20 protein-coding genes, 1 tRNA gene and 1 pseudogene are annotated in these 24,755 nt (G+C 62.2%); 4 read left to right on the forward strand and 18 right to left on the reverse strand.

What is annotated here, in order from left to right; all coding sequences use genetic code 11:
- Positions 1-1,211: 1,211 nt before the first annotated feature.
- The 6 genes and pseudogenes from ACMT3I_RS08275 to ACMT3I_RS08300 form a co-directional block, all read right to left on the reverse strand.
- A pseudogene (locus tag ACMT3I_RS08275) lies at positions 1,212-1,286 on the reverse strand (hypothetical protein); the annotation flags it as partial.
- A gap of 464 nt (positions 1,287-1,750) precedes the next feature.
- On the reverse strand, positions 1,751-2,923 hold the full coding sequence (locus tag ACMT3I_RS08280; protein ID WP_414803991.1) for a TIGR02391 family protein: 1,173 nt from the start codon (positions 2,921-2,923) through the stop codon (positions 1,751-1,753).
- Between the two features lie 85 nt (positions 2,924-3,008).
- Positions 3,009-3,974: a hypothetical protein gene (locus tag ACMT3I_RS08285; protein ID WP_414803992.1), complete on the reverse strand. Its 966-nt coding sequence runs from the start codon at positions 3,972-3,974 to the stop codon at positions 3,009-3,011.
- Positions 3,975-4,975: 1,001 nt separating this feature from the next.
- Entirely contained in the window at positions 4,976-5,527 is a 552-nt protein-coding gene (locus ACMT3I_RS08290; RefSeq protein WP_414803993.1) for a hypothetical protein, read from the reverse strand.
- On the reverse strand, positions 5,524-7,098 hold the full coding sequence (locus ACMT3I_RS08295; protein ID WP_414803994.1) for a hypothetical protein: 1,575 nt from the start codon (positions 7,096-7,098) through the stop codon (positions 5,524-5,526). The genes ACMT3I_RS08290 and ACMT3I_RS08295 overlap by 4 nt, the downstream gene beginning before the upstream one ends.
- Positions 7,099-7,693: 595 nt before the next feature.
- A complete protein-coding gene (locus tag ACMT3I_RS08300) occupies positions 7,694-8,473 on the reverse strand; it encodes a hypothetical protein (RefSeq protein WP_414803995.1) in 780 nt (259 codons plus the stop codon).
- A gap of 710 nt (positions 8,474-9,183) precedes the next feature.
- Between ACMT3I_RS08300 and ACMT3I_RS08305 the strand changes: the two genes are divergently transcribed.
- A complete protein-coding gene (locus ACMT3I_RS08305; RefSeq protein ID WP_414803996.1) occupies positions 9,184-10,494 on the forward strand; it encodes a hypothetical protein in 1,311 nt (436 codons plus the stop codon).
- Here ACMT3I_RS08305 and ACMT3I_RS08310 read toward each other — a convergent pair.
- Positions 10,380-10,733, reverse strand: a complete 354-nt coding sequence (locus tag ACMT3I_RS08310) for a helix-turn-helix domain-containing protein (RefSeq protein WP_414803997.1) — start codon at positions 10,731-10,733, stop codon at positions 10,380-10,382. The genes ACMT3I_RS08305 and ACMT3I_RS08310 overlap by 115 nt on opposite strands.
- Before the next feature lie 187 nt (positions 10,734-10,920).
- Positions 10,921-10,997, reverse strand: a tRNA-Pro gene (locus tag ACMT3I_RS08315).
- 173 nt (positions 10,998-11,170) lie between these two features.
- Here ACMT3I_RS08315 and ACMT3I_RS08320 point away from each other — a divergent pair.
- The 3 genes from ACMT3I_RS08320 (at position 11,171) to ACMT3I_RS08330 (ending at position 14,461) form a co-directional block, all read left to right on the forward strand.
- Positions 11,171-11,770, forward strand: a complete 600-nt coding sequence (locus ACMT3I_RS08320; protein ID WP_414803998.1) for an N-acetyltransferase family protein — start codon at positions 11,171-11,173, stop codon at positions 11,768-11,770.
- A gap of 148 nt (positions 11,771-11,918) precedes the next feature.
- The gene (locus tag ACMT3I_RS08325; RefSeq protein WP_414803999.1) at positions 11,919-12,386 is read left to right on the forward strand and encodes a hypothetical protein; all 468 of its coding nucleotides are present in this window, start codon (positions 11,919-11,921) and stop codon (positions 12,384-12,386) included.
- Between the two features lie 260 nt (positions 12,387-12,646).
- Complete coding sequence (locus ACMT3I_RS08330; protein ID WP_414804000.1) at positions 12,647-14,461, forward strand: DUF2252 family protein; 1,815 nt, start codon at positions 12,647-12,649, stop codon at positions 14,459-14,461.
- Between the two features lie 107 nt (positions 14,462-14,568).
- Here the strand turns inward: ACMT3I_RS08330 and der are convergent, their stop codons facing one another.
- From der to ACMT3I_RS08380, 10 genes are all read right to left on the reverse strand, one after another.
- Positions 14,569-16,035: a ribosome biogenesis GTPase Der gene (gene der, locus ACMT3I_RS08335; RefSeq protein WP_414804042.1), complete on the reverse strand. Its 1,467-nt coding sequence runs from the start codon at positions 16,033-16,035 to the stop codon at positions 14,569-14,571.
- 62 nt (positions 16,036-16,097) lie between these two features.
- The gene (gene cmk, locus ACMT3I_RS08340; RefSeq protein ID WP_414804001.1) at positions 16,098-16,835 is read right to left on the reverse strand and encodes a (d)CMP kinase; all 738 of its coding nucleotides are present in this window, start codon (positions 16,833-16,835) and stop codon (positions 16,098-16,100) included.
- A 4-nt stretch (positions 16,836-16,839) separates the two neighbouring features.
- A complete protein-coding gene (locus ACMT3I_RS08345; RefSeq protein WP_414804002.1) occupies positions 16,840-17,922 on the reverse strand; it encodes a prephenate dehydrogenase in 1,083 nt (360 codons plus the stop codon).
- A gap of 36 nt (positions 17,923-17,958) precedes the next feature.
- Positions 17,959-18,819 carry a pseudouridine synthase gene (locus ACMT3I_RS08350; RefSeq protein ID WP_414804003.1) on the reverse strand — a complete coding sequence of 287 codons (861 nt, stop codon included), beginning with the start codon at positions 18,817-18,819 and terminating at the stop codon, positions 17,959-17,961.
- Entirely contained in the window at positions 18,816-19,523 is a 708-nt protein-coding gene (scpB, locus tag ACMT3I_RS08355; protein WP_414804004.1) for an SMC-Scp complex subunit ScpB, read from the reverse strand. Before scpB ends, ACMT3I_RS08350 begins: the two co-directional genes overlap by 4 nt.
- Positions 19,513-20,415 carry a segregation and condensation protein A gene (locus ACMT3I_RS08360; RefSeq protein ID WP_414804005.1) on the reverse strand — a complete coding sequence of 301 codons (903 nt, stop codon included), beginning with the start codon at positions 20,413-20,415 and terminating at the stop codon, positions 19,513-19,515. Before ACMT3I_RS08360 ends, scpB begins: the two co-directional genes overlap by 11 nt.
- Positions 20,399-21,310, reverse strand: a complete 912-nt coding sequence (locus ACMT3I_RS08365) for a ParA family protein (protein ID WP_414804043.1) — start codon at positions 21,308-21,310, stop codon at positions 20,399-20,401. The genes ACMT3I_RS08360 and ACMT3I_RS08365 overlap by 17 nt, the downstream gene beginning before the upstream one ends.
- Positions 21,311-21,624: 314 nt before the next feature.
- Entirely contained in the window at positions 21,625-22,746 is a 1,122-nt protein-coding gene (locus ACMT3I_RS08370) for a Gfo/Idh/MocA family protein (RefSeq protein WP_414804006.1), read from the reverse strand.
- Complete coding sequence (locus ACMT3I_RS08375) at positions 22,743-23,495, reverse strand: sugar phosphate isomerase/epimerase family protein (protein ID WP_414804007.1); 753 nt, start codon at positions 23,493-23,495, stop codon at positions 22,743-22,745. The genes ACMT3I_RS08370 and ACMT3I_RS08375 overlap by 4 nt, the downstream gene beginning before the upstream one ends.
- 49 nt (positions 23,496-23,544) lie before the next feature.
- Positions 23,545-24,720: a glycoside hydrolase family 1 protein gene (locus ACMT3I_RS08380; protein WP_414804008.1), complete on the reverse strand. Its 1,176-nt coding sequence runs from the start codon at positions 24,718-24,720 to the stop codon at positions 23,545-23,547.
- Positions 24,721-24,755 lie beyond the last annotated feature (35 nt).

A 24,755-nucleotide genomic window follows, 5' to 3' on the forward strand; every position in this document is an offset into this window, starting at 1 on the left:
GGCCGGGCCCGCGCGATATGCGGAATCGCCACGTGGCTCAAAGACCGCTGCAACCACCGCCAGCTGCACTCCCTGACGGTCAAGGCATAGGCCTATTGGCATGGCACCTCCCAGGGGGTCGCCTCAGAAGGCTGAGAAACCGTTTGTGCCCGATCACTCTCTGCTCCCCATAACCGTCAAGGCGGTGAGTTTTCATTGACTGGATGCTGGGCGGCTTGCCTTTCGCTTGGGTCAAGCTCAGTAGGGTTTGGTGTTGGTGCTGACTTCGGCGTTTCGGCCGACGCCACTATCTCCAATCAGCCCCCCAGGCTGGTCCGTGGGAGGCAACTGTACTGTGGCGATGAGCCCGATTGGAGCTCGGTGGCATTGGAGACGGCCCACTTGGTACTCAGGGAGCGGAATATCGACCGGTGCAAAGTTTGGATATGCTGCAATGGTGAATTACTCGTGGTGACGACCGGGTTGGTCATGTAATGAGAGAAGCGATTCTGAGTTCGATCTCAGGGGCCGCCATACTCGCAGCGGGGATCCTGATGATCGTGTTCCGAACACCCATATCTCGGCGGATAGCGAAGAAGCAGCGTGAATTCTTCGGGAGATCTGCGGAGAGTGTTGCTCGAAACTCCACACCCAAAAACATGTCTGCTGTCGGATTCATTAGCGTATTTGTAGGCCTTTTCCTCCTGGGAACAAGCCTTTCGAAACTCCTCTGACGGTGATGGGCGGTCCACAAACCGCTCCCTACGTCAGACGTGTGAATCTTGGCGGAGGCTTTGTTTGTTCGCTTCTTTCCTGCTGCGGACGTATCGAATGACGAAGACCACTTCGACGATAGCCCCGAAGAAGACGCCTACAAATGCACTGGGCGTCCCGGAGAGGGCGAGTACGAGAGCAAGGGTCAGTAGGACGCCACAGAACGCGATATTGAAGATGGAAGCGCCTGCACCAAGAGAAGGCAAGCGTTCGCGCTTTGTTCGGCTTTTCATGTCTTAAGTGTGGTTGATTGCATTTAGTATCTTCCTGTTCTGTAGGTATTTTTTCAGACGAGAGCGACCGAAATTTGGCTCGGTGAACGCGATCAGCGGGAGTGGGCGGTGATCCCCAGGTACGTCTCGTCACCGCCGACGTGTTAGCGGCCATGCCAAACTGCCCACCGTGCCGTTTCACGGCGTCCGCCGGGCACGCATCAGCGTGATCGATGATGCTGGTACTCACTTCTCCGGGCAGATCCCCGCCAAACCCAGCCGTTTCATCGTTCTGGCGACAGTCTTGCGGGAGATGGTCTCCCCATCCGCGCGGGCCTACGAGATGCGCCACAACGCCCCTGAACCCAAAAATCGCTCCTGATTCTGATCAGGAGCGATTTTTTGCGACCGTTTCGTGAAGAGTTTCGCGAACGGCCCTTTGGTCGGGCTGACAGGATTTGAACCTGCGACCCCCTGGAGGATCCAGATGTCTGCCGGTCGCCTCCGAAAATCTCCGAAAACCCGCGGGATTCCTTGTGTTTACAGGGAACCGAGCGGTTCGCTGGTTCCAATTGCACCCCGATCGGTTGGGGTCACTCACGGGTCAATCTGATGGGTAAGAGATGGGAATACACGCGTCAGCTGGTAGTCAAGTATGTATTACAGGCAACTAACCGAGGGCAGCCCGTTGGAACGACACGATCGCTGTCGCGGGTCGGCCGCCCTCACCGCTATCCCGAGCTAAGTCGAAACGCACATCCCTCTCGTCCAAAGGCGAGAGCTCACTAGCGGTCGCAACCGATCCGATCATCAGCCTTGGGCGAGATCGTTTCGGGGTACTTCTCCTTCATGTACTCCAAGAACGCGACTGTGCCGGCCTCTTGGCTGTATCCATTGGCGTCGACAGTCGGCAGATCAAGCAAGGAGTCGACGTCGGCCAGGCTCAGCGCGTCGGCGACTACCTCAAGGCGCATCAGTACAATGTTGCTGTGATCGAAGCTGCGCGTAAAGTCAGCTTCCATGAGCCACTTCTCCTTAAGAACTCGACGCACCGAGGGCGAGGCCAGTTCGCCGGGAAGCTCAACACTGCTCAGCCACCGCCCTCCTTCGAAAACGCGGTAGAATCGCGACGCGGAGTACGACTGTCGCTCCTTGGCGATGAGGTCCTCAATCTTCGCGATCAGCTCATCACTCACGTACCTCGTGATCAGGTCGTAGGAGAGGCTCGCGAGCGAGATGTAGTGGAGCGCGAGGTTGCGCTCGAGCGAGGTGGCCAACGTGTGAGATTTCTCGTTGCGGAGGAACTGGATGGCCATGTTGAGGTACTTCACTCCCTCGAAGAAGTCCTTCTCCGCGGGGCTGGTCGGCGCATGGCCAAAGATGGCCGGCTGATTCTCGGGCTTGAACGCGTCGGTGGCCTTCTCGCTACCGGTCTTTTCTCGCAGCGCTTCCCGCACAACCTTGTACGACTCCTCGACCGCGTGAAAGTAGTCCTCGGTCGCAAGGTATCGGTTGATATGGGCATAAATGTCCGCATGGATCTCAATCTGAATCTTGTTGGCAGTGACGGTAGCTTCCGTCGTGAAACTCACCCCCGCAGGCGCCGCGCCAGCCGGCTGAGCGACCGTCAGTCCCGCGGCCACACCGCGTACTCGTTCCATGCTCGCTTCGTTGATCTCATAGCTCAACAATCCTGTTAGGCGCTTCGCCTCGATGTAGTCGATAAGCGCGCGCAAAGTCATTGCGACCTCCTCATCGGTTCCGTTTCGCCATAGTGCCCGGAGGCGGTGAGCCTTCGAGCCACCAGACCCCGGATATCGCTCGTCGTCGTACACGTCGATGCTCAGGTCGCGGAAGAACTCAGCGAACGAGTCGTTAGTGAAGTCGAGCACATATCCGCCGGACATACCGAGAACGGCCTCAAGGATGACCTTGTCCGCCACGCTCAGGTTACTCATGGTCGTTCGTTCTCCCGTCTCGTACGCACCAACTTCAATCGTCCCCTAGGTCTGAACCACCGCGTGCCCGCGGCGTGCAAGAAGCTCACGCGTCCATCGCCACACTCCAGGTCGCGCGGATGTCCCGCGCGAGCAAAGCGACATCAGTCGTCGCTTTGATTAGTTCGCGTTCATGGCCCGAGAAGCCAGCGAGCTCACGATCGACTTCCCGATCCTCGGCCGCATAAGCTTCGCGCGTTCTTCTGGGGCGGGAAGCGCGCAGCTCGTCGAGGTCGTCTCGGAGATCTTTCGTGTGCTCGGCCGCTTCGAACATCACGTCGTCAGTAGCACGCGGCACCTGCGACTGCGTCGTTTCAGTCGCAACTTCATCCAGGAACGCCTCGCCGTCCAACACGTCGGACTCCTGGCCGTCCGGATTCGGAATACCTCGTCGAATGTTGGCAGGATCGAACGTCCATCGGATGTGGAATCCGGGGTCGCCCGCCTGTATCAGTTGATCGGGCCCAACGAAGATCGTACTTCGCAGAAGTGATCCGCGATAGAAGCGGTCGTATAGCTCCTGCTTCTGCCATGTGCTCGGACATGCGTAACTTATCCGCGCATCGCGACCGAGGTCTATTTGAAGTTTGCGAAGCGCGCGAATCTGATCAAACCGGAGTGCGGGATCAGGATTCTGTTCTCGCACTTGAAACGCGAGGTGTGCTCTATTGCTTGACCAGACCTTAGATCGATGTCCTACCGCGAAGTATTGCGGCCGTTTGTACTGCAGAAAGACGTTCAGCAAGCGCGTCGCCTTCGATACCGGAATCTGGTTGGCGACCTGGGCTGCGGCCGACGCACCGACCGCCCCAGGCGCAGCCCCGAACAACCGCCGATACAAGGAGCTGCGGGGGTCAATTCGTGTAGCAAAGTCGTATCCGAGGATCTTCTCGAGAGCCTGTCCGGGGCTGAAAAGCCGAACCCCTCGACCGCTGCGGGCCTGCTCGATAATGAGCGCGGCGTTCGCGAGGGTCTCAAACTCCTTCTCTTCGAACTCTGCCCAAACTCCCATTGCACTCCTTCGGTATGCCGTGCCGCGGACCCGGCGAGGCCGAGTAGATGCCGCGGCCGAGACTCTTCTCTAGGTCGACTTTGCAGTTGACGACCGCCGTTCAAGTTCCCAGCGCAGCTCGAGCAGCCAATGGACGGCGTCGGTGTTTTGCTCAGCTCCCTCGTCAACCAGATTGGGAGCGTCGCGCTAGACGTCGGTCATTGAGATCGGTTACCACCCCACTCTGAGCGCACGGCTTGCGTTATCGCGATCGCAAAGTGTCGGAGCTTCGTCATGGCAGGATTGTAGCGAACCAGGCCCTAGGCTTGGACTCCGCCGCGCCAGGCCACATCCTTCAGCTCTTATATTGGAATCGGCCTGGGTGCAGTTCGGATCGGGTTCCCTGTACGACGTCGGTTCTCAGCGCTTTCGGCGCCACCGATCGCGCTCGGAAGAATCCAAGATGGCCCGGTTCAACTGTCCAGCCGTAGTGTGCCCGACTGGACCGCGCCAGTCAGACCAGACAGGACGTTGGTGACCGCACGAGGCGATCCGCAGATCCGTCGGACGCACTCGATGATGTCGTGGCCCTCGTCGAGGGTCCGGATGCTCTCCACCCTCTCCACGATTGGGCTCTCAACGGTGCGAACTCGAAAAGCCTCTGGCTTCCGGGCCCGCCTGTCGTCGTACGCTGCCTTGCGGCAGCCGGTGCCGCAGTAGACCCGCGGGCGCCCAGTGGTCGCGGCAGGCGGCAATGCCGCACCGCATCGGAGCACCGGGTCTGAGGGACCTGCCTGAAAGTGGTCTTCTGCCGGACGCTCATGCTTCGAAGGTGCGCCAATCAGCCCCGTTTCGTCTCCGACGAAACAGCGAACTCCTCGATCTGCAAGAGGCGTGGCTACTAGCACGGGCATAATCACGGAGCAGTACTTGGTCTTTACGACCATCCTCGTGCCTTCGATCGCGCACGCACTGACTCGCCCGAGAGCACAAGCGGCCGCGTTTGCAGTGCTGTCACGACGTCAGGCCCCGCCGGGTCGGTATCGTTCCGTTGCCCACAGCCACTTGTCGAAGTCCAACATGGTGACAGACTCGGCGGTCGAGGGGGGCGCGTCTCGCCATCTCCGAATTGTGTCGATTGCATGCTCGATGTATTCGTCAGCATAAGTGACCCACTGGTAGTTATACGGCTCGAGTTCGGAGTCCGCAAGCTTTGGAGTCTGGTCTGAGAGGGCGACGCCGCCAATTGCTTCGCCGAGTGCCGAGCGGACACTGCGCTTCAGATGACTCAGACTAAGTGGCATCAGATGGCGTGCGTCATCCAGCGCGTCATACGCGGCATTCGCCGTGATGGCCCATCCCTCCTTAGACCGCGAATGCTTGACGGCGCGCAGCATTTTCCGGAGCTCAAGGAGTGGGACGAGGACGCGTTCGCCGAGCGCGTATCTGCGTTTGTCCTGTTCCGCCTGGGCTTGGTGTTTGTAGCTGAAGCGACTGCTGGCAAAGGCGCCGATGAAAGCCCCGGCAATTGTCGTAATCAAGGTCGCTGTTAGAAGAACCAGCTGTTCGGTCATTGTTCGTCCCCGATGATAGCTTTCAGGACGGCGGAGATGTGGTCGAGAGTGTCCGAGAGCCGGGAAGCTAGATAGTCGACTGCATCGGCGGGATACATGCCGGCTATTCCGACGCTCTCGAAGACTTTGAACTTGCTGTCGCCCACAGCATGGGCAATGCCCCCGCCGGAGCGGAGTCGCTGGATGTCTCGCAGTGGCGTCATCATCAGCTTGTCTCCGCCATGACTTGTGATCAGCTGCTCTAGGGAAGCGAGGGATCGCAGATCGGTTTGCCCCAGGAAGGCATTCAGTCTCGCGATATCGATTCCATCGACGAGCGTTTTAGTGAGGACAAGGACCGGCGTGTCCAGAGAACGCATACTTTTCGAAGTGGGGGGCTGCAGACGATTGAATGTCGCCACATCTTCACCTTTCGGTGGGCGAAATAGGGGCCATCCGAGTGTGACGTTGGACTGTTCTACGACTGTCGAGTAAGAAGCCCGGAGGCGGTCTAGCGGGTCAGGTCTGCCCACCCAATGTCCGAGGAAATCGCGTCTGTAGCGCTCCTCATTGCCCTCACTACGCGGCTGGATGTTGTGGGAGCGCCAATGAGCGAGCTCCTGCCAGGGAAGATCGCGTCCGATATCGCCCAAATAGGCCTCGACGTCTCCCGAAGAGGTGCGGCCGATGGAGATAGACCACATGTTCGGGCCGGCGACGCTTGTACTTGACACTGCGTAGTGATCCGGGTCGTCCTGATAGCGGTCGAGTAGACGAGCGTCGAAGTGAACGTTGGTGAGGTAGTCGGGGACCGCGGGTGTGTACTCGAACCTGTTTCCAAGCTTGGTCGGATCGCACGAGAACGACATCGGCTGTCCCGTCTCCGCGTCGATCGCGTAGATGAATTCGGGGTAGGGAATGGGCAATTCTTCAAATGTCGGTGGTGAGGGCTGGCCGACGAAGCCTGTGACTATATGATTTCCGTGCAGAAACGAATGCGATGTCTTGGGCCCTATGGGCGAGTCCGAACGGGCATTCCACGCGATGTTGCACCAGCTGGAGTGATGTTCCGAACGTTCATGTCCGAACGATTCGGTATCGACCCATCGGATGTGGTTCCGGTGGATGAGTCCGAGCATGTCGCGTTGACCGAGATACCTGCGAAATTCGAGCGCCCTCACCTCGACGGTGTGGCCACCATCGTCACTGAGTGTGGTTCGAACCAGAGGGTGTTCGATGCCAGCACCGTCGTAGTAGAACCAGTCGTCGCCATCGCGAATGGCATCCCAAAACCATATGAACGGCTGCGACACCTCAGTTGCCGTCTTCCGGCCACCGTCCACTTTTTGGAAACGGCAGAAAAACTCCGCAATCCCAGCACCAAGCGGTTCTGATAGCCCAAGCAGAACTTCGTCGCCATTCCGCATGCTGAACGAGCCCAGGGTGTCGTGCGTGCCGTCCGGGGTAGCCATAGCCGATTCCCGCGCTTCGGGCGAGATGAGCGTAGTCGAGACGCCGTCAGAATCTGATCCATTTATGACCGACTGCTCAACGACCAGCCAGCCGGCCGGGAATTGCTCGATTCTGGCCACGATCGAGGGAAAGAGCCCGGAGCCCGCGGACGGCATCTCCGTCCATGCGTGGGCGAGGGTCGTGGAGGTGTATCGGTCGGTGGCTGGCAATATATTCCCTTCGGCAAGTAAAAATGATCATCTCCCATACCTGCGACATTGACGAGTGCTGCACAAGAGAGTCGGTGAAGGTCCGCAATGTGCTGGCGAGCACCGGCAAACTCGATCCGGATCCTTGAACCTGGTATATCTCGTTGCGGAACTCTGTTGCCTAGGCATAGAGAATCGCGCCGATTGCGCGGCGACTACTGGCACGGTTCGAGATACTTCAAGGAGCCCTAGAGAGGGCCACCTGTCGCTGCATTGCACTCGACAGACCGTCCAGTCGCGGCGGAGCACATGAGGCTCCACCGACGCCAGCTTCGCGCTTGGCCGCTGACCTAGCGCGAAGTCCTGGAACACATGAAAAACGGTTCGACATCTAGGCGAAGTCGCGGCCTTCCATACCCATCCCGATCCGAACTCAGGAATAGGGCAGCCGGGAACGTGAGTATTGCATAGTCAGAAAAGACGTGAGTAGGCGAATGCACTAGCCATCTCCAACGCGGGCGGTCGCCTAATCATCGGTGCCGCCCTTCGCGTCGACGCGAAGGCTGGGGTCAAATGCTCCAACCGCCAGCGTGACACCGGTACGAGGGTCGCCGCCATGGAGTTCAGTCCTTACGCGTGAGCTGATGTCGCTCAATGCGTATGCCCTCGGAAAGCTCTCCCAGATGAGCGGGTCATACCTCGGGTGCGAGGACCACAACCCCCAAAAAAGATCCCCTTCGATCATCTGAACAGAACCGTCGTTGAACCGATAGAGCGGGAGGAGTTCATCGTTGACAGCAGTCACAACGAGGTTGACCGATCGCGTCAGCTCGGTGATCAGTACGCTGGCGACGGCATCGTCGACGCCGAACTGGGAGATTGCCTCTGTGTATCTCTGCTCGCCATCGCTGCCGCCAAACCAAGTCTCCTTGTGCCTGCGCCGGATCGAATGTTGATCACCATCCAGAACGAACGAGTCCGTCAAATGCCCGATTAGCACATTTAGCACCGCTCCATGCGTTTCAAATGCAGCCGCAAGCTTCGGATAGCGCGGAGGCCAATGCATTCCTGCGAGCCAACTAGCCGTTTCCGTGAGTGATCGCCATTGATTGTTGCTGACATACGGGTAGACGGAGTTGAGACAACGAGTGAGTTCTTCCCATCCCGCGAGGTCAAGCGTGGCTTCCCAGCGGTCGATCCGAGCCGCAAGCGCCACTTCAAAGCGGACCCGGTCCTTATCGACACTGTCCATTGCAGCATCGACACTCGCCTCGTGCGCGCCTTTCATCTTCACCACCTCAGCCACCGGCCAAGCGCGGCCGTCGTTCTTATCGATGACTGTGTGATGAGTGGGGCAAAGAAGGACCAAGTTCTCGTAGTCGTTGAGTGTCTCAGGTGGGTATTGGGGTTCGTGTCGGGGACCTGTTGGCCTCGATGACCGGATGTGTGCTTCCTCTCCGATCACTCCTCCGGTGCTACCGAATGCTTGGTTCGGTCTTGCGAGATTGCCTATGAGGCGCTGCGCGCATCCAGGAAATGCGCACTGGTTTCCGGCGTTCCCCCACAACACCTTCCGCACCTCGACGCGCAAATTGACCACTGTTCTCCTTCGAATTAGTTCATTCAGTCACAATAGCCAGACAAGTGCCCGCAGCTTCAGGGTAGCGAGGACGGCGTCTCGTCGCTGCTCGTAGTCGTTGGGTCGCGCGTGCGAGCGCGTAATAGTGTTGTGCACCACATCTGTTGGAGCGGCGGGCGATATCCGCCGCCGCCTGGCACGGCTCTGGACGCTCGTCACCTCGAGGCGGGTGACTGGTTGGGTCGCCAAAGTAACCACGATTGCCGGCCCTCAATTGCAGGAAGAAATGCCGCGGTTCGCGCCGCCGTTCGCCACTGCGGCGCCGAAAATACGGATCCAGAAGCATCCTTTAGTGCAGGTCTATCAGACGGAGGACGGTGTGCCGTCCCGTTGCCTCCTATGGTTATCTCTGCGTGGTCTGAATAGCAGTTGGAGGCATGGTGCTCACTTCTCGGGAGATCGCATCGGTGATCCTCATCGGTGCTGCCGTAGTAGTTGTGCTTGCCGTGCCAAAATTCCGGGCTCATATGGCACCGTCGATTCGGGCGGTCGTGAGGGCTGCTTTTGTCCTCCGCCTCGTTTGGCTCTACATCGTCGTGGTAATCATGTCTGTCGCGTCAACTGGCGTCGCGTGGCTGATCGGGCTGTGGGACGTGAGCCTGTTGAAGGACGCGGCGATCATCACCGCGACGGTGGTTTTCCCCATGACGTTCCGTTCCCTATCCTTCAAGTCTGGGGGCGAACTCACTCACGCGCTCGTCCGCGACACCTTCGCCCTCGCCGCACTGCTCACCGTCTACCTGGACGCGGCTCCTCTGCCACTTGGGTGGGAGATCGTCTACCAGTTGGCGGCGATCTTCTTCATAACCATTCAGGCCTTCGCGTCGACCAAGGCCGAGTTCGCCCCTGCGAAGAAGGTGTCGGATGTCTCTGTATTTCTCCTAGGGGCTTTCCTGCTCATCTGGACCAGCGCGTCGCTGATTCAGACGCCGCCGGACTGGTCAGATTTCTTTCAATCGTTGTTCTTCGGATTCTGGCTGCCTCTGTCCCTCCTGCCGTTTTTCTACCTGTTCGGGTATTTCGCCGTGACCGAGACGACCCTGGCGCGATTTCGCGCTTTCAGGAAGCCACTTTCGCCAAGAGTCACAACAGCAGTGATGATCGGTACTCGTCTGCGTCTCAGTCTGCTTACGCGCTTGACCGGACGCTACAAAGCCATTGCGGATGCGACCGGCTTTCGGGATGGCCTCCTAAAAATGGTTCAGTTTCGCGCTGACCTCGACCGCCGCGACGCGGAAGAGACCGAAAGACTCCGCCGGCTCTCAGCGGGCGCGGGAGCGACTGGCGTAGACGACGACGGCCTTCATCGCGACCGGCGCGAGTTTGAGGTGACGAAGAAGCGTCTCGACTGGATCTGGACGTGCCAGAACGGCCAGTATGACCGACAAGGCGGACGGTATTGGGATCACCTGACCGACTTGATAGTCGATGCCGAGAAGCACGGCCTTCCGGCCGATCACGGTTTCCTTGTGGAGATTTCTGATAGCGGCCAGACATGGCGGTCCTGGCGTCGGACGCCTGGCGGTGCGGTCCTCGCCGTCGGCGGCCGAGAGCGACGCAGCATGTTCTATTTTCAGGGCGATGAGCCGCCCGACACCTGGCCTTCGGGAAGCGTCGGCGGGTGGCGTGACGCCGCCCGCGAAGCGTGGCCACCAGATTGGAACCATAACGACGGAACGAGGCTTTGACCTCGATTCATCATCCGGACTGAGAACGCGATCTTGAGGTGGGCGCCCGAAGTGGAGCGATTGCGAACACTCGATCGTCGCCGCAAAATGGTGACCGGCCCTTTGCCGCGCAACCTCCAGTCGTAGACGGTGGAGACCGGCAGGCCGAGGTAGGACGCCAGCTCGGCGACGTCCATGAGCGGTTCCAAGCCCCAGGCGTCGGTGCCGGCGGAGGGCGGGTACTCGGCGCGGATCTTCATATGCGCAAGGTGCGCGCTGTGATCCCGGACGACCCGAGAAGACCGCAGGCGACGTGCCCGCTACGGACGACGGGTCCGACTCAGCAGTGCCGGAGGAAAATAGACGGTGGGTTTTCAATGGGGCAGTCAAATCCGTTAACCAAAAAGTCCCGGAAACCCTTGAGTTTCCGGGACATTTGGTTTGGTTTGGTCGGGCTGACAGGATTTGAACCTGCGACCCCCTGACCCCCAGTCAGGTGCGCTACCAAGCTGCGCTACAGCCCGTGGCCACTCCCAAATACCCTCCGGCGAACCGAACTGTATCTGCAAGAGACAACTCGAATAGCTTACCGCCTCCGCAGACCTCTTTTGTACATCGCAGCCCGCCAGACGCATCGAATGGCCGGTTGCCACCGAAATTCCTTCCGCATGTCCGACCCCCGCGCTACTGTGTCGACATGCCAGACCGCCCTGACATCACGGTTCGCTCCGCCGCCGACGTGCCGTGGGACGACATCCGCACTGTGTTTGGCACCCGCGGCGATCCGGCCGGATGCTGGTGCCAGTACTTCAAGGCGAGCGTCACCGACTGGAAAACCGCCACGACCGACGGCTGCCGAGAGGCATTACGCGAGCAAATCGCATCCGCTTCCCCCTCCCCCGGCGTTGTCGCGTACCTGAGCGGCGAACCCGTCGGCTGGTGCGCCGTCGAACCCAAGATTCATTACCCCAGACTCCGACGCAGCCCCATCGCCGGCGACGGCAGCAGCGAGAAAGCGGATGACGCCTCCGTCTGGGCCATCACCTGTTTCGTCGTGCGCGTCGGATTCCGCAAGCGAGGCATCGCCAGGGCGCTGCTCGACGGCGCGGTGCAGCACGGGCGCCGAAACGGGGCCCGCCTGCTCGAGGCCTACCCCATCGACACGATCGCCCGCCCGAAGACGTCGTCAGCCGAGCTGTACCACGGCCCGCTCTCCCTGTTCGAATCCTCAGGATTCACCGTGTCGGCCAGGCCCAGCCCGGGTCGCGCCGTCGTCACGCTGAACATTGGCGGTTAGGCGGCCAGCCGCCAACCGGCCAACCCGCTATCCTCCAAAGGTTGCACTGTGGCAATCCAGTGCTGGCACATAACTCATTCATAGGAAACGTGCTTAGCTTTAAGGGTCGGTCGAAATCGGCCTTCTCCACGATCTTTTTAAGGAACTCATGTCTCAGAACACGTCCGTATCGTCAAAGGTCAACATCCCCCTCATCGTGCTGTGGATTGTCTCGATCGTTGCAGTCGTCGGCGGATACCTGCTCGTGATCTCCTCCAACGCATCGCAGGCCGACCTCTATGCCGCAGGAACCGCTGACTACCCCGGCCTCTTCGCCGCCCAGTCCGGCGCAGCAATCGGCACTGCGATCATCGGTGCCGGCGTCATCGGCTTCCTCATCGCTCTCGCACTGCACGCTCACTTCTTCGCAGTGAAGCAGGCAGCGGCTTCAGTCGCCGACGTCATCATTGACGCGGATGACGACATCGACGAGATCGACATCGTCGAGGTCGCTCCTGTCACCCCCACTGCACACGCTGCTTCCACCCCAAAGGCGACCACGCTGGAGGCTCCGACGAGCGCGCCCACGACCGACGTGACCCCGGACATCAACCCGGATGGCACCACCAAGAACTAAGTTCTCGTTCTTTTCCACGGGCCGGCAACCGCGAGGTTGCCGGCCTGTGGCGTATCCGGACGATCCGTGTCGTACCCTGCACGCCGTACGCCGCACGCCGCACGCCGCACGCTGCACGCTGCACGCTGCACGCCGCACGCTGTCCGCTGCCCTCTGCCCGCTGCCCTCAGCCCCGATGCCCCGATGCTGGCCGGTCGCCCCCAGTGCGAGTAGCCTGAGCGACACATCGCACATCGCACTCCGCAGAGAAAGCAGGCGTCATGGACGAGGTATCAGGGCGACTACGGTTCGACCACCCGCCAATCGCCACCTCCGAGAGTCGCCGCGACGACGGCCGCGCGGCCCGTTCCTGGATGCGCCGCTCCGCCCACTCGGTCTACGAACCACCGGCCGACCGCGACCCCATCGGTATCCTCAAGACACAGAATGAGAACCGGCTGCCGTGGCTGGTGCCGCTGCGCATCGAGCGGATGCTGCAAAACCCGTTCTCGTTCTATCGCGGCACGGCCGCACTCCAGTCCGCCGACCTGGCCGGCGCACCCACGACGGGCGCCGGAGTCGTGCTCTGCGGCGACGCCCACATCTCCAACTTCGGGCTGTACGCCTCCCCGCAGCGCTCCATGGTCTTCGACCTCAACGACTTCGACGAAGCCGCATTCGGCCCCTGGGAATGGGATGTCAAACGCTTCGTCACCAGCGTCGTCATCGCCGGCCGCCACAAGGGTCTGCGGCGCAAGGAGATCCGCGCAGCCGCCCTCACCGCCGTTGCGTCGTACCGCGACATGCTCGACGAGATGCTCGAGCTCAACACCCTGCAGCGCTTCTACCGCGCGGCCGACGTGCACATGGGAACGTCTCGCTACGGCAAGAAGACCCAGAAGGTGCTCAACGCGGCGATTACGGCCTCTGAGCGCCGCACCTCAGAACACGTCCTGAGCAAGATCACCAAGCGTGCTGATGACGGCACCGTCTATATCGTCGAGCAGCCCCCAACACTTACCCACCTGCCGACCGACCTCGAAAAGCTGGTCACCGGACTCGTCGAGACCTATCGCAAGACGGTGTCCCCCGACATCGGTTTTCTCCTCTCGCAGTACACCGTGACGGATGCCGTGCGCCGCGTCGTCGGCGTCGGCAGCGTCGGCACCCGCTGTTTCATCGTGGTGCTCACCGGCCCCTCGGGCGAATCACTCATCCTCCAGGTGAAAGAAGCCGGGCACTCGGTACTGAATGAGTTCGGCAAAATCCCGACGGTGCCGTCGCTGTCCGAGGGACCCGATTCCTTCACCCGCGACCACGGATTCCGTGTCGTGTCGAACCAGCGCATCCTGCAGGCCGTCTCCGACCCCTTCCTCGGCTACTTCACCACCAACGGCCTCGGCTTTTACGTGCGGCAGTTTCGCGACCGCAACATCTCCATTGATGTCGATGCCCTCGGTCGCCGCAGCTTCCTCGACTACGCGGATGCCTGCGGCCGGCTACTCGCCCGCGCCCACGCGCAAAGTCCCAACGCGCCATTCATCGCCGGGTATCTCGGTTCATCCGACGTGTTCAACGTCGCCATGGCTGAGTGGGCCGATGCCTACGCCGACCAGTCGTATGCCGACTTCGTGGCCTTGCGTGAGGCCGTGCATTCCGGGGATTTCATTCCACCGATAGTGGAATCAGAGGATGCCTATCTGGCAGAGACACAGTCGTCGCGAGGCTCGACGGCCACCACGGCCAGGACGGCCAGGACGGCCAGGACGGCCAAGACGAAGCGAAGCGCAACCGCCTCGACGTCAACCTCATCCTCAACGAAGTCGCCAGTTACCGCGACGGCGATAAAACAGACATCCGCCGGCTCCGGCACGAAGATACCTGCCGGTTCATCCACGAAGACGTCAGCGGCGACGACCAGAAAAACGCCAGCAGCCGCACCCAAGACGACGTCAGTAGCCGCAACCGCAGCGAAGAAGTCAGACACGCAGAAGCCCCGCACAAGCAGGTCGACTCGAGCAAGCGCAGCAAGCACAGGCGCACGTACAGGCGCAAGCGCACCGGCCACGACGCGCGGGACGTCTCCGAAAAAGTAAGCCGCCGCAAATTACACCCCAGATACAGCAGAGCGGCTGCCGACCCGAAGGTCGACAGCCGCTGAGAGCATCCGCTCGAAAGTGGCATCCGCTCGAGAGCGTGAAGACTAGCGCTTGCGCTTCTCGCGCACGCGCATGCTGAGGTTGATCGGGGTTCCTTCGAAGCCCCAGATCTCGCGCAGACGACGCTGGATGTAGCGACGGTAGCCCGGGTCGAGGAATCCGGTGGTGAACACCACGAATGTCGGCGGACGGCTCGAGGCCTGCGTACCGAACAGGATGCGCGGCTGCTTGCCACCACGAACGGGGTGCGGGTGTGCCGCAGCCAGCTCGGCCAGGAAGGCGTTGAACTTGCCGGTGGGGATACGGGTGTCCCACGACTCGAGCGCGAGCTCGAGTGCCGGAACCAGCTTCTCCATGTGGCGACCGGTGCGTGCCGAGATGTTCACGCGCGGGGCCCAGGCCACGTGGGCCAGGTCCTGCTCGATCTCACGCTCGAGGTAGCGGCGACGGTCGTCGTCGATCTGGTCCCACTTGTTGAACGCGAGTACGAGCGCACGGCCCGACTCGAGAACGAGGTCGATGATACGCACGTCCTGCTCGGAGATGACCTCGGTCACGTCGATCAGTACGACGGCAACTTCAGCCTTCTCCAGTGCGGCGCTGGTGCGGAGAGACGCGTAGAAGTCAGCGCCCTGGGCGAGGTGCACACGACGACGGATACCGGCGGTGTCGACGAAGCGCCACACCTTGCCACCGAGTTCGACCTGCTCGTCAACCGGGTCACGCGTGGTGCCGGCGAGCTCGTTGACGACAACGCGCTCTTCGCCGACGAGCTTGTTGAGCAGGCTCGACTTGCCGACGTTCGGACGACCGAGCAGGGCGACGCGACGCGGGCCGCCGACTTCCTGCTTGGCGACGTTCGAGATCTCGGGCAGAACCTCGAGGATGGCGTCCAGCAGGTCGGCAACGCCACGGCCGTGCAGCGCAGAGACCGGGTACGGCTGGCCGAGGCCGAGCGACCACAGGTTGGCCGCTTCGGGCTCCTGGCGGATGTCGTCGACCTTGTTGGCGACGAGGAAGACGGGCTTGCCGCTCTTACGCAGCATCCGCACGACTGCTTCATCGGTCGATGTCGGGCCGACGTTGGAGTCGACGACGAACATAACGACGTCAGAAAGGTCGATGGCGATCTCGGCCTGCAGCGCGACCGAGGCGTCGATGCCCTTGGCGTCGGGCTCCCAGCCACCGGTGTCGACGACGCTGAAGCGGCGCTCGTTCCACTCCCCCTTGTACGTCACGCGGTCACGCGTCACGCCGGGGGTGTCCTCGACGACAGCCTCACGGCGGCCGAGGATACGGTTGACCAGCGCGGACTTGCCCACGTTCGGGCGTCCGACGATGGCAATGACCGGCAGGGCCGGCAGGTACTGGATGGCGTCGGGGTCTTCCGTCGCAGAATCGAGTACGTCGAAGTCTTCTTCGTCGAGTTCGTAGGCGTCGAGTCCGGTGCGCAGTGCAGCGGCTCGCTGGACGGCCAGATCCTCGTCGAGGTCGGTCAGACGCTCAGCCATCCCGGAGTCGAGCTCGGGGATGGTGTCGTCGAAGGCTGAGTCTGGTGAGACTGAGTCGTTAGTCATGCGAGTTCCTCGCGGTACGTGGTGATGACATCGATAACCGCGTCAACGGTCTGCTCGAAGTCGAGATGGGTGGAGTCGACGGTGGTCACACCGTCTGCGGCGCTCATGAAATCGACTACTTGAGAGTCGGCGCGATCCCTCGATCGCAATTGCTCTGCCACGGTTTTAGCCGATTGGGTCGATATTTCCGCAGAGCGCCTAGCCATTCTAGCCTCTTCGGATGCGGTAAGCAGGATTCGCACCGGAGCCTCAGGAACGACGACGGTTGTAATGTCCCTGCCCTCGATCACAATGCCGGGCTTCTGGGTGTCCCGGGCGAGTCGGCGGAAGATCTCGGTGAGGTGCGCTCGCACCTCAGGCACACGGGCGATGGCGCTGACGGATGCCGACACGCGCGGCTCCCTGATGGCCTCGGTCACATCTGTGTCGCCGACCCGAACGAAGTACGCATCGGGGTCGGTGCCGATCGAATAGTCGAAGTCATCGAGTGCGGCGATCACGGCTGCGGCATCCTCGGTGTCGACATTCTTGTCGAGCATCAGCCAAGCCAGTGCGCGGTAGGCAGCACCGGTGTCGAGGTAGTCGAAGCCGAGCGTGCGGGCCGTTGCCTTGCTCACGCTCGACTTGCCGCTGCCTGCCGGCCCGTCGATCGCGACGATTGTTGGAGCTGTCGGAGCGGATGTCGTGCCCGCCGCATCCGCGTCATCTGCGACATGGAATGAGTGTCTGCCCATGTGTCTAACCTGCAATCCGCCAGCCGCGTGCGACCAGCTCTTCGGTGAGGCGGGCGACCGCCTCGGGTAGTACTGAAATTTCAACCAGGCCGATCTCGGCGCCCGGTGAGTGCTCGAGACGCAGGTCTTCGAGGTTCACACCAACTTCGCCGATCTCGTGCAGCAGTCTGGCCAGCTGGCCCGGGGTGTCGTCAATCATCACGGTCATCGATGCAAAGCGACGGTCCTGACCGTGCTTGCCTGGCAGGCGGGAGACGCCGTCGTTGCCGCCGGCGATCTCCTCGGCGATCCGGCGGCGGGCGCCGGGAGCTGTCGGGTCGGCAATGGCGTCGATGAAACGGTCGAGGTCATCGCGGTATGCAACGAGGATGTCGCGCACGGGTGCCGAGTTGGCGCCCAGAATCTGCACCCACAGTTCCGGGTCGCTGGCGGCGATGCGGGTGACATCGCGCACACCCTGCCCTGCAAGGTTGAGCGCAGCGTGCGGGCCGTGAAGCAGGCGACGGGCCATCAGGCTGGAGACCACCTGGGGCACGTGCGAGACGAGGGCGACGCTGTTGTCGTGTTCCTCCGGCGTCATCTCAACCAGGATCGCGCCGAGGTCGAGGATCAGGTCGTCGATGGCGTTGGCGCGCTGGTAGCTGATGCCGTCGTGGGCGGCGACCACCCAGGGGCGGCCGATGAACAGGTCGGCGCGACCGGAGAGCGGGCCGCCACGCTCGCGCCCGGCCAGCGGATGTGAGCCGATGTACCGGGAGATATCGGCACCGAGCGCCCGGAGTTCGTTGAGTGGTGCCAGCTTGACGCTGGCGACATCCGTGACGATCGCGTCGGGGAATGCGGCCAGTTCGGCGGCAACGACCTGGGCCGTCACATCCGGTGGCACGCAGACCACGATGAGCTGCGGGGCGTCACCGTCGGCTGGCACGCGGCCTGCGCCGTAGTCGACGGCGATGCTCATGTGCGTCGGTGATGCATCGGCCAGGATAACGTCGATGCCGCGGTTGCGCAGGCCAAGGCCGATGCTGGTGCCCAGTAATCCGGCGCCGACCACGCGTACGGGTCCGACCAGGCGACTCTCAACCACGTGCCGACTCCTGTCTTCTACTCGATCTCTTCGGTTCTAGTTGGCGTCGGTCTCGGGCTTAGCCGAGCTCGGCGTGCGTGACACCGTGAGCAGCTGGCCGAGTTCTACCTTAGTCAGATCGCGAACTTCGCCGACCTTGAGCGTGCCGAGGTGCAGCGGGCCGAACTGGCGGCGCACGAGGTCGACGACCGGGTGACCGACGGCTTCCAGCATCCGTCGCACGATGCGGTTACGGCCGGAGTGCAGCGTGATCTCGACCAGGCTGAAGGAGTGGCCAGACTGCTCGGTCAATACCCGTGCCTTGTCGGCGGCGATCGGGCCGTCTTCGAGCTCGATGCCGCTCTGCAGCTTGGCGACGGTCTGCGCGGTGACGCGACCCTCGACCTTGGCGATGTAGGTCTTCGAGACACCGAATGACGGGTGCGCGAGCACGTGGGCGAGATCACCGTCGTTGGTGAGGATCAGCAGGCCGCTGGTCATGGCATCCAGGCGTCCGACGTTGAAGAGGCGCTCGTCGTACTTGTCGGTGAACTCGCGCAGGTCGGGGCGACCGCTCTCGTCCTGCATGGAGGAGACCACGCCGACGGGCTTGTTGAGCATCACGTAGCGACGGCTGGTGTCCAGCTGCACCGCGATGTTGTCGACGGCGACCTGGTCGGTCTCCGGGTGGATGCGACGGCCAAGCTCGGTGACGACCTTGCCGTTCACACGCACGCGGCCGGCCGTGATCAGGTCTTCGGACACACGGCGGGATGCGACACCGGCCGAGGCCATCACTTTCTGCAGGCGAACGCCGTCTTCTGAGGCGCCCGTGTTCTGGCCGAAGCCCTCGGGTGCGCCGGCCGATGCATCGGTGTTCGATGCGCCCGGGTTGGTGGCGTCTGTGTTGTCTGTCATTTCATTTCCTCAAATCCGTCTGCACCGTCCGAGAGGAGCGGCGAGATAGGGGGCAGCTCGTCAAGCGAGTTGATTCCGAGCTGCGTAAGCAGCAAGTCTGTAGTGGCGTAATTGATCGCACCGGTTTCACTATCGGTGAATGCTTCGGTGATGAGACCGCGGCCGAGCAGCGTCCGAACGACCGAGTCGACATTAACTGCACGAATCGACGCTACCGCGCCGCGGCTGATGGGTTGCTTATAGGCGATCACCGCGAGCGTCTCGAGCGCGGCCTGTGACAGTTTGCTCGGGTTCTGCGTGAGCACGAAATCAGCCACGACGGTGTCGTACTCCGGACGCACATACACACGCCAGCCGCCAGCGACCTCTCGGAGCTCGAAGCCGCGGCGCACCGTGGGCACACCATCGGTCATGCCCCGTCCGTCGAAGTCGGCGACGAGGCTCGCGATAGCGGTGCGCACGGCCTTGAGCGGCTGGTTGAGGGCTGTGGCCAGATGCATCAGGCTCTGCGGCTCGTCGGCGACCATCAGGATTGCTTCGAGGCGGCGCTCGATGTCGTGGGCGGAGTCGTTGTCCGTTGCGTGGGAAGCGGATGAAGCTGGCGCGAGATCGGCGAGATCCGCGCGATTCGGGGCATCCGCGGCATCCGGGGCATCCGCGGCATCCGTCATCGTGTCGTCGGTCAGTGACGTGTCAGTTGTCATAGTCGGCTCCGAGGTTCGCGAGGGTGTCTTCTGACCAGGATTCGGCGCTCCAGCGGAGGCTGAGTTCGCCGAGCGGTTCGAGCTGCTCGAATGAGATGGCTGACCGGCGGTAGAGCTCGAGCACGGCCAGGAAGCGGGCGATCACGACGCCCTTTTCGTCGATGCCGGCGATGAGGCGGCGGAACGTGATGGTTTCACCCGAGCGCAGGATCGCCACGACGTGCGCAGCCTGCTCACGGATGCTCACCAGCGGCGCATGCAGGTGCTCCAGGCCCACCGTAGGAATCTCGCGCGGGGTCATCGCCAGCGTTGCGAGGGCAGCGAAGTCGGCGGCGGTGAGGGTCCAGACCAGTTCGGGCGTCTGCTGCCGGTACTTCTCTTCGAGACGCACCGAGCGCACGTGTCTGGCGTTTTCCGTTTCAAGCTTCTCGACGAACCACGCCGAAACCTGCTTGAAGGCGCGGTACTGCAGCAGCCTGGCGAACAACAGGTCCCGGGCCTCGAGCAGTGCGACGTCCTCAGCGTCGACGAGTTCGCCCTGCGGAAGCAGTCCGGCGACCTTGAGGTCGAGCAGCGTTGCCGCGACGACGAGAAACTCGGTGGCCTGGTCGAGCTCCTCGTCGGAGTCGAGTCCGCGCAAATACGAGATGAACTCGTCGGTGACCTTGCTCAGCGAAATCTCGGTGATGTCGAGTTCGTGTTTGCCGATCAGCGACAGCAGCAGGTCGAAGGGTCCCTCGAAGTTGCTGAGGGCAACCGAGAACGTTCCGGTCGGAGCGGGAGCAGGGGTGGAGGCATCCGCTGCAGCAGTGCTCGCAACAGTGACCGGCTGATCGCCCCGGTGATCAGTGAGCTGGTCGAACTCGCCGGCCGCGCTAGGCGACTGCGCCACGGGCAATCAGTTCCCGCGCCATCTGCCTGTAGGCCTTGGCGGCGGGGTGTTCTGGTGCGAAATCGGTGATCGGGACGCCGGCGACGCTGGCATCCGGGAACTTGACGGTGCGGCCGATGACCGTCTCAAGCACGCTGTCGCCGAATGCGTCGACGACGCGCTCGAGCACCTCGCGCGAGTGCAGGGTGCGGGAGTCGTACATGGTGGCCAGGATGCCGTCGAGCTCGATTGCCGGGTTGAGGCGATCGCGCACCTTATCGATGGTCTCGATGAGCAGGGCGACGCCGCGCAGCGCGAAGAACTCGCACTCAAGCGGCACGAGCACGCCGTGGCTGGCGGTGAGAGCGTTGACGGTCAGGATGCCGAGCGACGGCTGGCAGTCGATGAGGATGACGTCGTAGTCGGCCGACACTTTGCGCAGCACGCGCGCCAGGATCTGCTCGCGGGCGACCTCGTTGACCAGGTGAACTTCGGCAGCCGAGAGGTCGATGTTCGCCGGAATGATGTCGAGGCCGGGAACGCCGGTCTGCTGGATGGCGTCGTGAGGGTCCTTCGATCCGCTGAGCAGCAGGTCGTAGATGGTCGTCACATCGTGGGTCGGCACGCCGAGGCCTGCGGACAGGGCGCCCTGCGGGTCAAAGTCGATGGCCAGCACGCGGCGGCCATAGCTGGCCAGCGCTGCACCGAAGTTGATGGTTGTCGTGGTCTTGCCCACGCCACCCTTCTGGTTGCAGAGGGAGATGATGCGGGCGGGGCCGTGGCTTTTCAGCGGCGCGGGATCGGGAAACTCGTGAACTTCTCGTCCCGTGGGTCCGACAACGACGTCGTCGAAACCGGGGAGTCGGTCATCCTGCTTTTTCGCCACTGAGATGTCCTCGTTCCGTCCTGCGCGCATCACTCCGTCGATTCTAGCGATGCCCACACCCCGCGCTGCGGCGCATCGCCGTATTCCCGCCGATCCCGCCCGTGTCTCGCTCCTGCTCTCCCCATCCACGCGAAACCGGAGTCGTGGTCGTTCTGACCGCCTTATGACCACCACAACTCCGATCTCGCGGCCACGATCGTGGCTTTCGACGCGACGCCCGCGCTCGGCGGAAAAATGCGTCCCTCTCCCCCGTGCGCCACGTCTCATGCGCTTCTTTCCACGCGAGATCGGACTTGTGGTCGTTATCCGACGCTCATAACGACCACAAGTCCGATCTCGGCGCGCTAATTGAGCGTTTGGGCCGCAGGATCCCAGTCTTCGGGCAGCGCCGCAGAGCGGGTGAGAGTGCTCTCAACGGCGACGAAGGCGCCGGTCTGCACCGACTCAATCATTGAGACCATTGCATCGAGCACATGGTAGGCCTGGGTCCCCGTTGCACGGTGCTCTCCACCAGAGCGGATGGCCCTGGCCATGTCAACGACACCCATCCCCCGGCCGTGACTCGGGCCGGTCGCCGGAATGACAGTCCACTCCTCATCACCAGCACGCCAGATGCTGATGTCCCCGTCAAAATTGTTCGGATCAGGCAGCGAGAGGGTTGCTTCGGTTCCGGTGATTTCGATGAACCCGGTGTGTGGGAGCGGCGACTCGAAGCTATAGACGCTCTGCGACGTGGCGCCGGACTCGAAACGGGCGATCGCACTGACATGGGTCGGCACCTCGACGGCGAATTCCTCGCCAGCTTTCGGGCCGGAGCCCACCACCCGGGTCGGCCGTGCGGTGCTACCGACTGCTACCACCTCGGCGAGGGGACCGAATGCCTGGATCAGCGCTGTCAGATAGTACGGAGCCATATCGAAGACCGGGCCGGCACCCTCTTGGAACAGGAACGCAGGGTTCGGATGCCACGACTCGGGTCCGGGCGTCTGGAACACCGTCCTGGCGGTCAACGGGGTGCCGATCTCGCCCGAATCAATGAGGCGGCGCGCAGTCTGGAGGCCGGCACCGAGGAACGTATCGGGGGCACAACCAAGCCGAACACCAGCAGCGTCGGCTGCATCCAGAAGTCCGCGCCCGCTTGCCCGGTCAAGCGAGAAGGGCTTCTCGCTCCACACGTGCTTGCCGGAGTTGACAGCAGCGGTAGCCACCTCAACGTGCATCGCGGGAATGGTGAGGTTGACGATTATCTCAACGTCGGGGTGGTTCAGCGCCAGAGCGACACCACCAGAGATCTCAATGCCATACTCTGCCGCTCGAGCGGCAGCGACGTCTTCGAGCAGGTCTGCCACCACCAGCACCCGCACGTCGGGGAATGTGGTCAGGTTGTCGAGGTACTGGGTGCTGATATTGCCTGCACCGATGATGGCGACCCCGACGGGCCCTGTGCGTACGATGGGGCCGGTCACGCGTGCGCCTCATTGGCGACCGGAGCGTCGCTCAAGAACGCGAGGCTCTGGGTGATTCCCTCGAAGATGTCGCCCGAGTAGTCATCGAACTCGACGACGCCCACCTCAAGGGAGGTCGCTGCAGCGATTACGTCGCGCACAGCCATGCGACCCTGCCCCGCCGGAAGCTGAGCCTGGGCATCGGTGCTGACCGGGCCATCCTTGATGTGAATGAACTTGACTCGGTCTCCGAGGCTGGTGAGAATCTCCACCGGGTTGTGGCCTCCGACGGCGACCCAGTACGTGTCGACTTCAAGCACGAGCTCAGGGTCGAGCAGGTCTGCGAAGTACTCAAGGGCTGTGCGGCCCTCGATCATCGACTCGAGCTCCCAGGCGTGGTTGTGGTAACCCACCCGGATGCCATAACCGGCGCCCTTCTTCGCCGCAGCGTTGAGCTCGGTTGCGGTGTTCTGAATGTCGGCAGCGCTCTGCCAGCGCGCGGCATCGATAAGTGGCTCAATGACCGTGCTGATTCCGAGCGCCTTGGCTGCTGCGAAGATCTCGTCCTGGTCCTGGGTGAGCAGGGGTGCGTGGCCAGACGGTGCGGTCAGGCCATTCGCGGCGAGCGCAGCGCCGAGCTCTGTCGCTGTCGCGACGAAGTCGTACGGCTCAACCTGGGTGAAGCCAATTTCGGCAACCCTGGCGATGGTGCCGGGGAGGTCCTGCTCGAGGGGGGTACGAAGCGTGTACAGCTGCAGTGAGTAGGTCATGAGTTTCTCCTTGTAGACATTGTTCGTGCGGCGGATGAGGGGGTCAGGATTAGACGAGGCCATTGCGGGTTGCCACATCGCCGAGCCAGGCCAACGAAGGCTTCGGCGTGCGCACGAACGTTTCGCGGTCGACCCCGATGAGGCCGAAGGTCGGCCGAAATCCGCTGGCCCATTCGTAGTTGTCAAGCGCGCTCCAGTGCTGGTATCCCAGCACCTCGATGCCGTCGTCCATTGCCGAGTGCAGGCCGCGCAGTGCCCCATCGGTGTATGCGATCCTGCGGGTGTCGTCGGCCGTAGCGATGCCGTTCTCCGTCACCATGACGGGAACGTTGCCGCTCAGCTCCCAGGCGCTGCGCACCCCGAGTTCCAGAGCCGGTGGGAAGAACTCCCAGCCGGTCAGCGTGGTCTCGACGTCGTCGGCTACCGGGATGGGCCCGTCAGGACCGATGAAGGTTCTGGTGTACGCCTGAACACCGACGAAGTCGTCTCCGGCCGACCTCTCCAGGTACCAGTCGTCGCGCGGGTAGCCGTATTCGACGAGCTTTTCGTCTGCCCCGGGCTCTCCGGTTGAGTGGAAGGCCTGGGTGGCGACCGTCCAACCGCTCTTCAGCCCTGGCACCGAACTGAGTACCTCACGAGAGCGCTGATGTGCGGCAAACAGGGTGTCAGCAACCTGCAGGTCAGGGTTCGGAAGCCCGAAAGCTACCAGGTTCGCCGCGTCCTCGCCACCGGCGAGCATGGCGGCGATGTTGGGCTCGTTGATGGTGCAGACGTAGTCGACGCCCTCCGAAACGATCGGCAGGGCCAGCTCGGTGAAACGCGCGAAGAGGTCGGGTGCAGCGGGGTTGCGCCAGAAGCCGCTGTCGAACATCCAGCGCGGCACAGTGAAGTGCATCAGCGTCACGACGGGGTTGAGCCCGAACTCAAGCGCGGTATCGACCATCCGGCGGTAGTGATCGATGCCGGCCCGAGACACGAAGCCCCGCTCAGGCTCAATGCGGCTCCACTCGATCGAGAACCGGTAGCAGTTCAGCCCTGCGTCGGCGAGCAGCTTCATGTCTTCGCGGTAGCGGTGGTAGCTGTCCATCGCGTCGCCGCTCGGTTCAACGATCTGCGTGCCGGGAGTGTGTTCCTTCACCCACCAGTCGTTGTTGATGTTGTTTCCTTCGATCTGATGGGCGGCTGTGGCCGCTCCCCAGAGGAAGTTCTCGGGAAATGTGAGCATGACGTGTGTCTCCTCGTTCTAACGTTCGGATGCCG

Origin of the sequence: Leifsonia sp. A12D58, assembly GCF_047530025.1 — a bacterium.
Lineage (GTDB): Bacteria > Actinomycetota > Actinomycetes > Actinomycetales > Microbacteriaceae > Cryobacterium.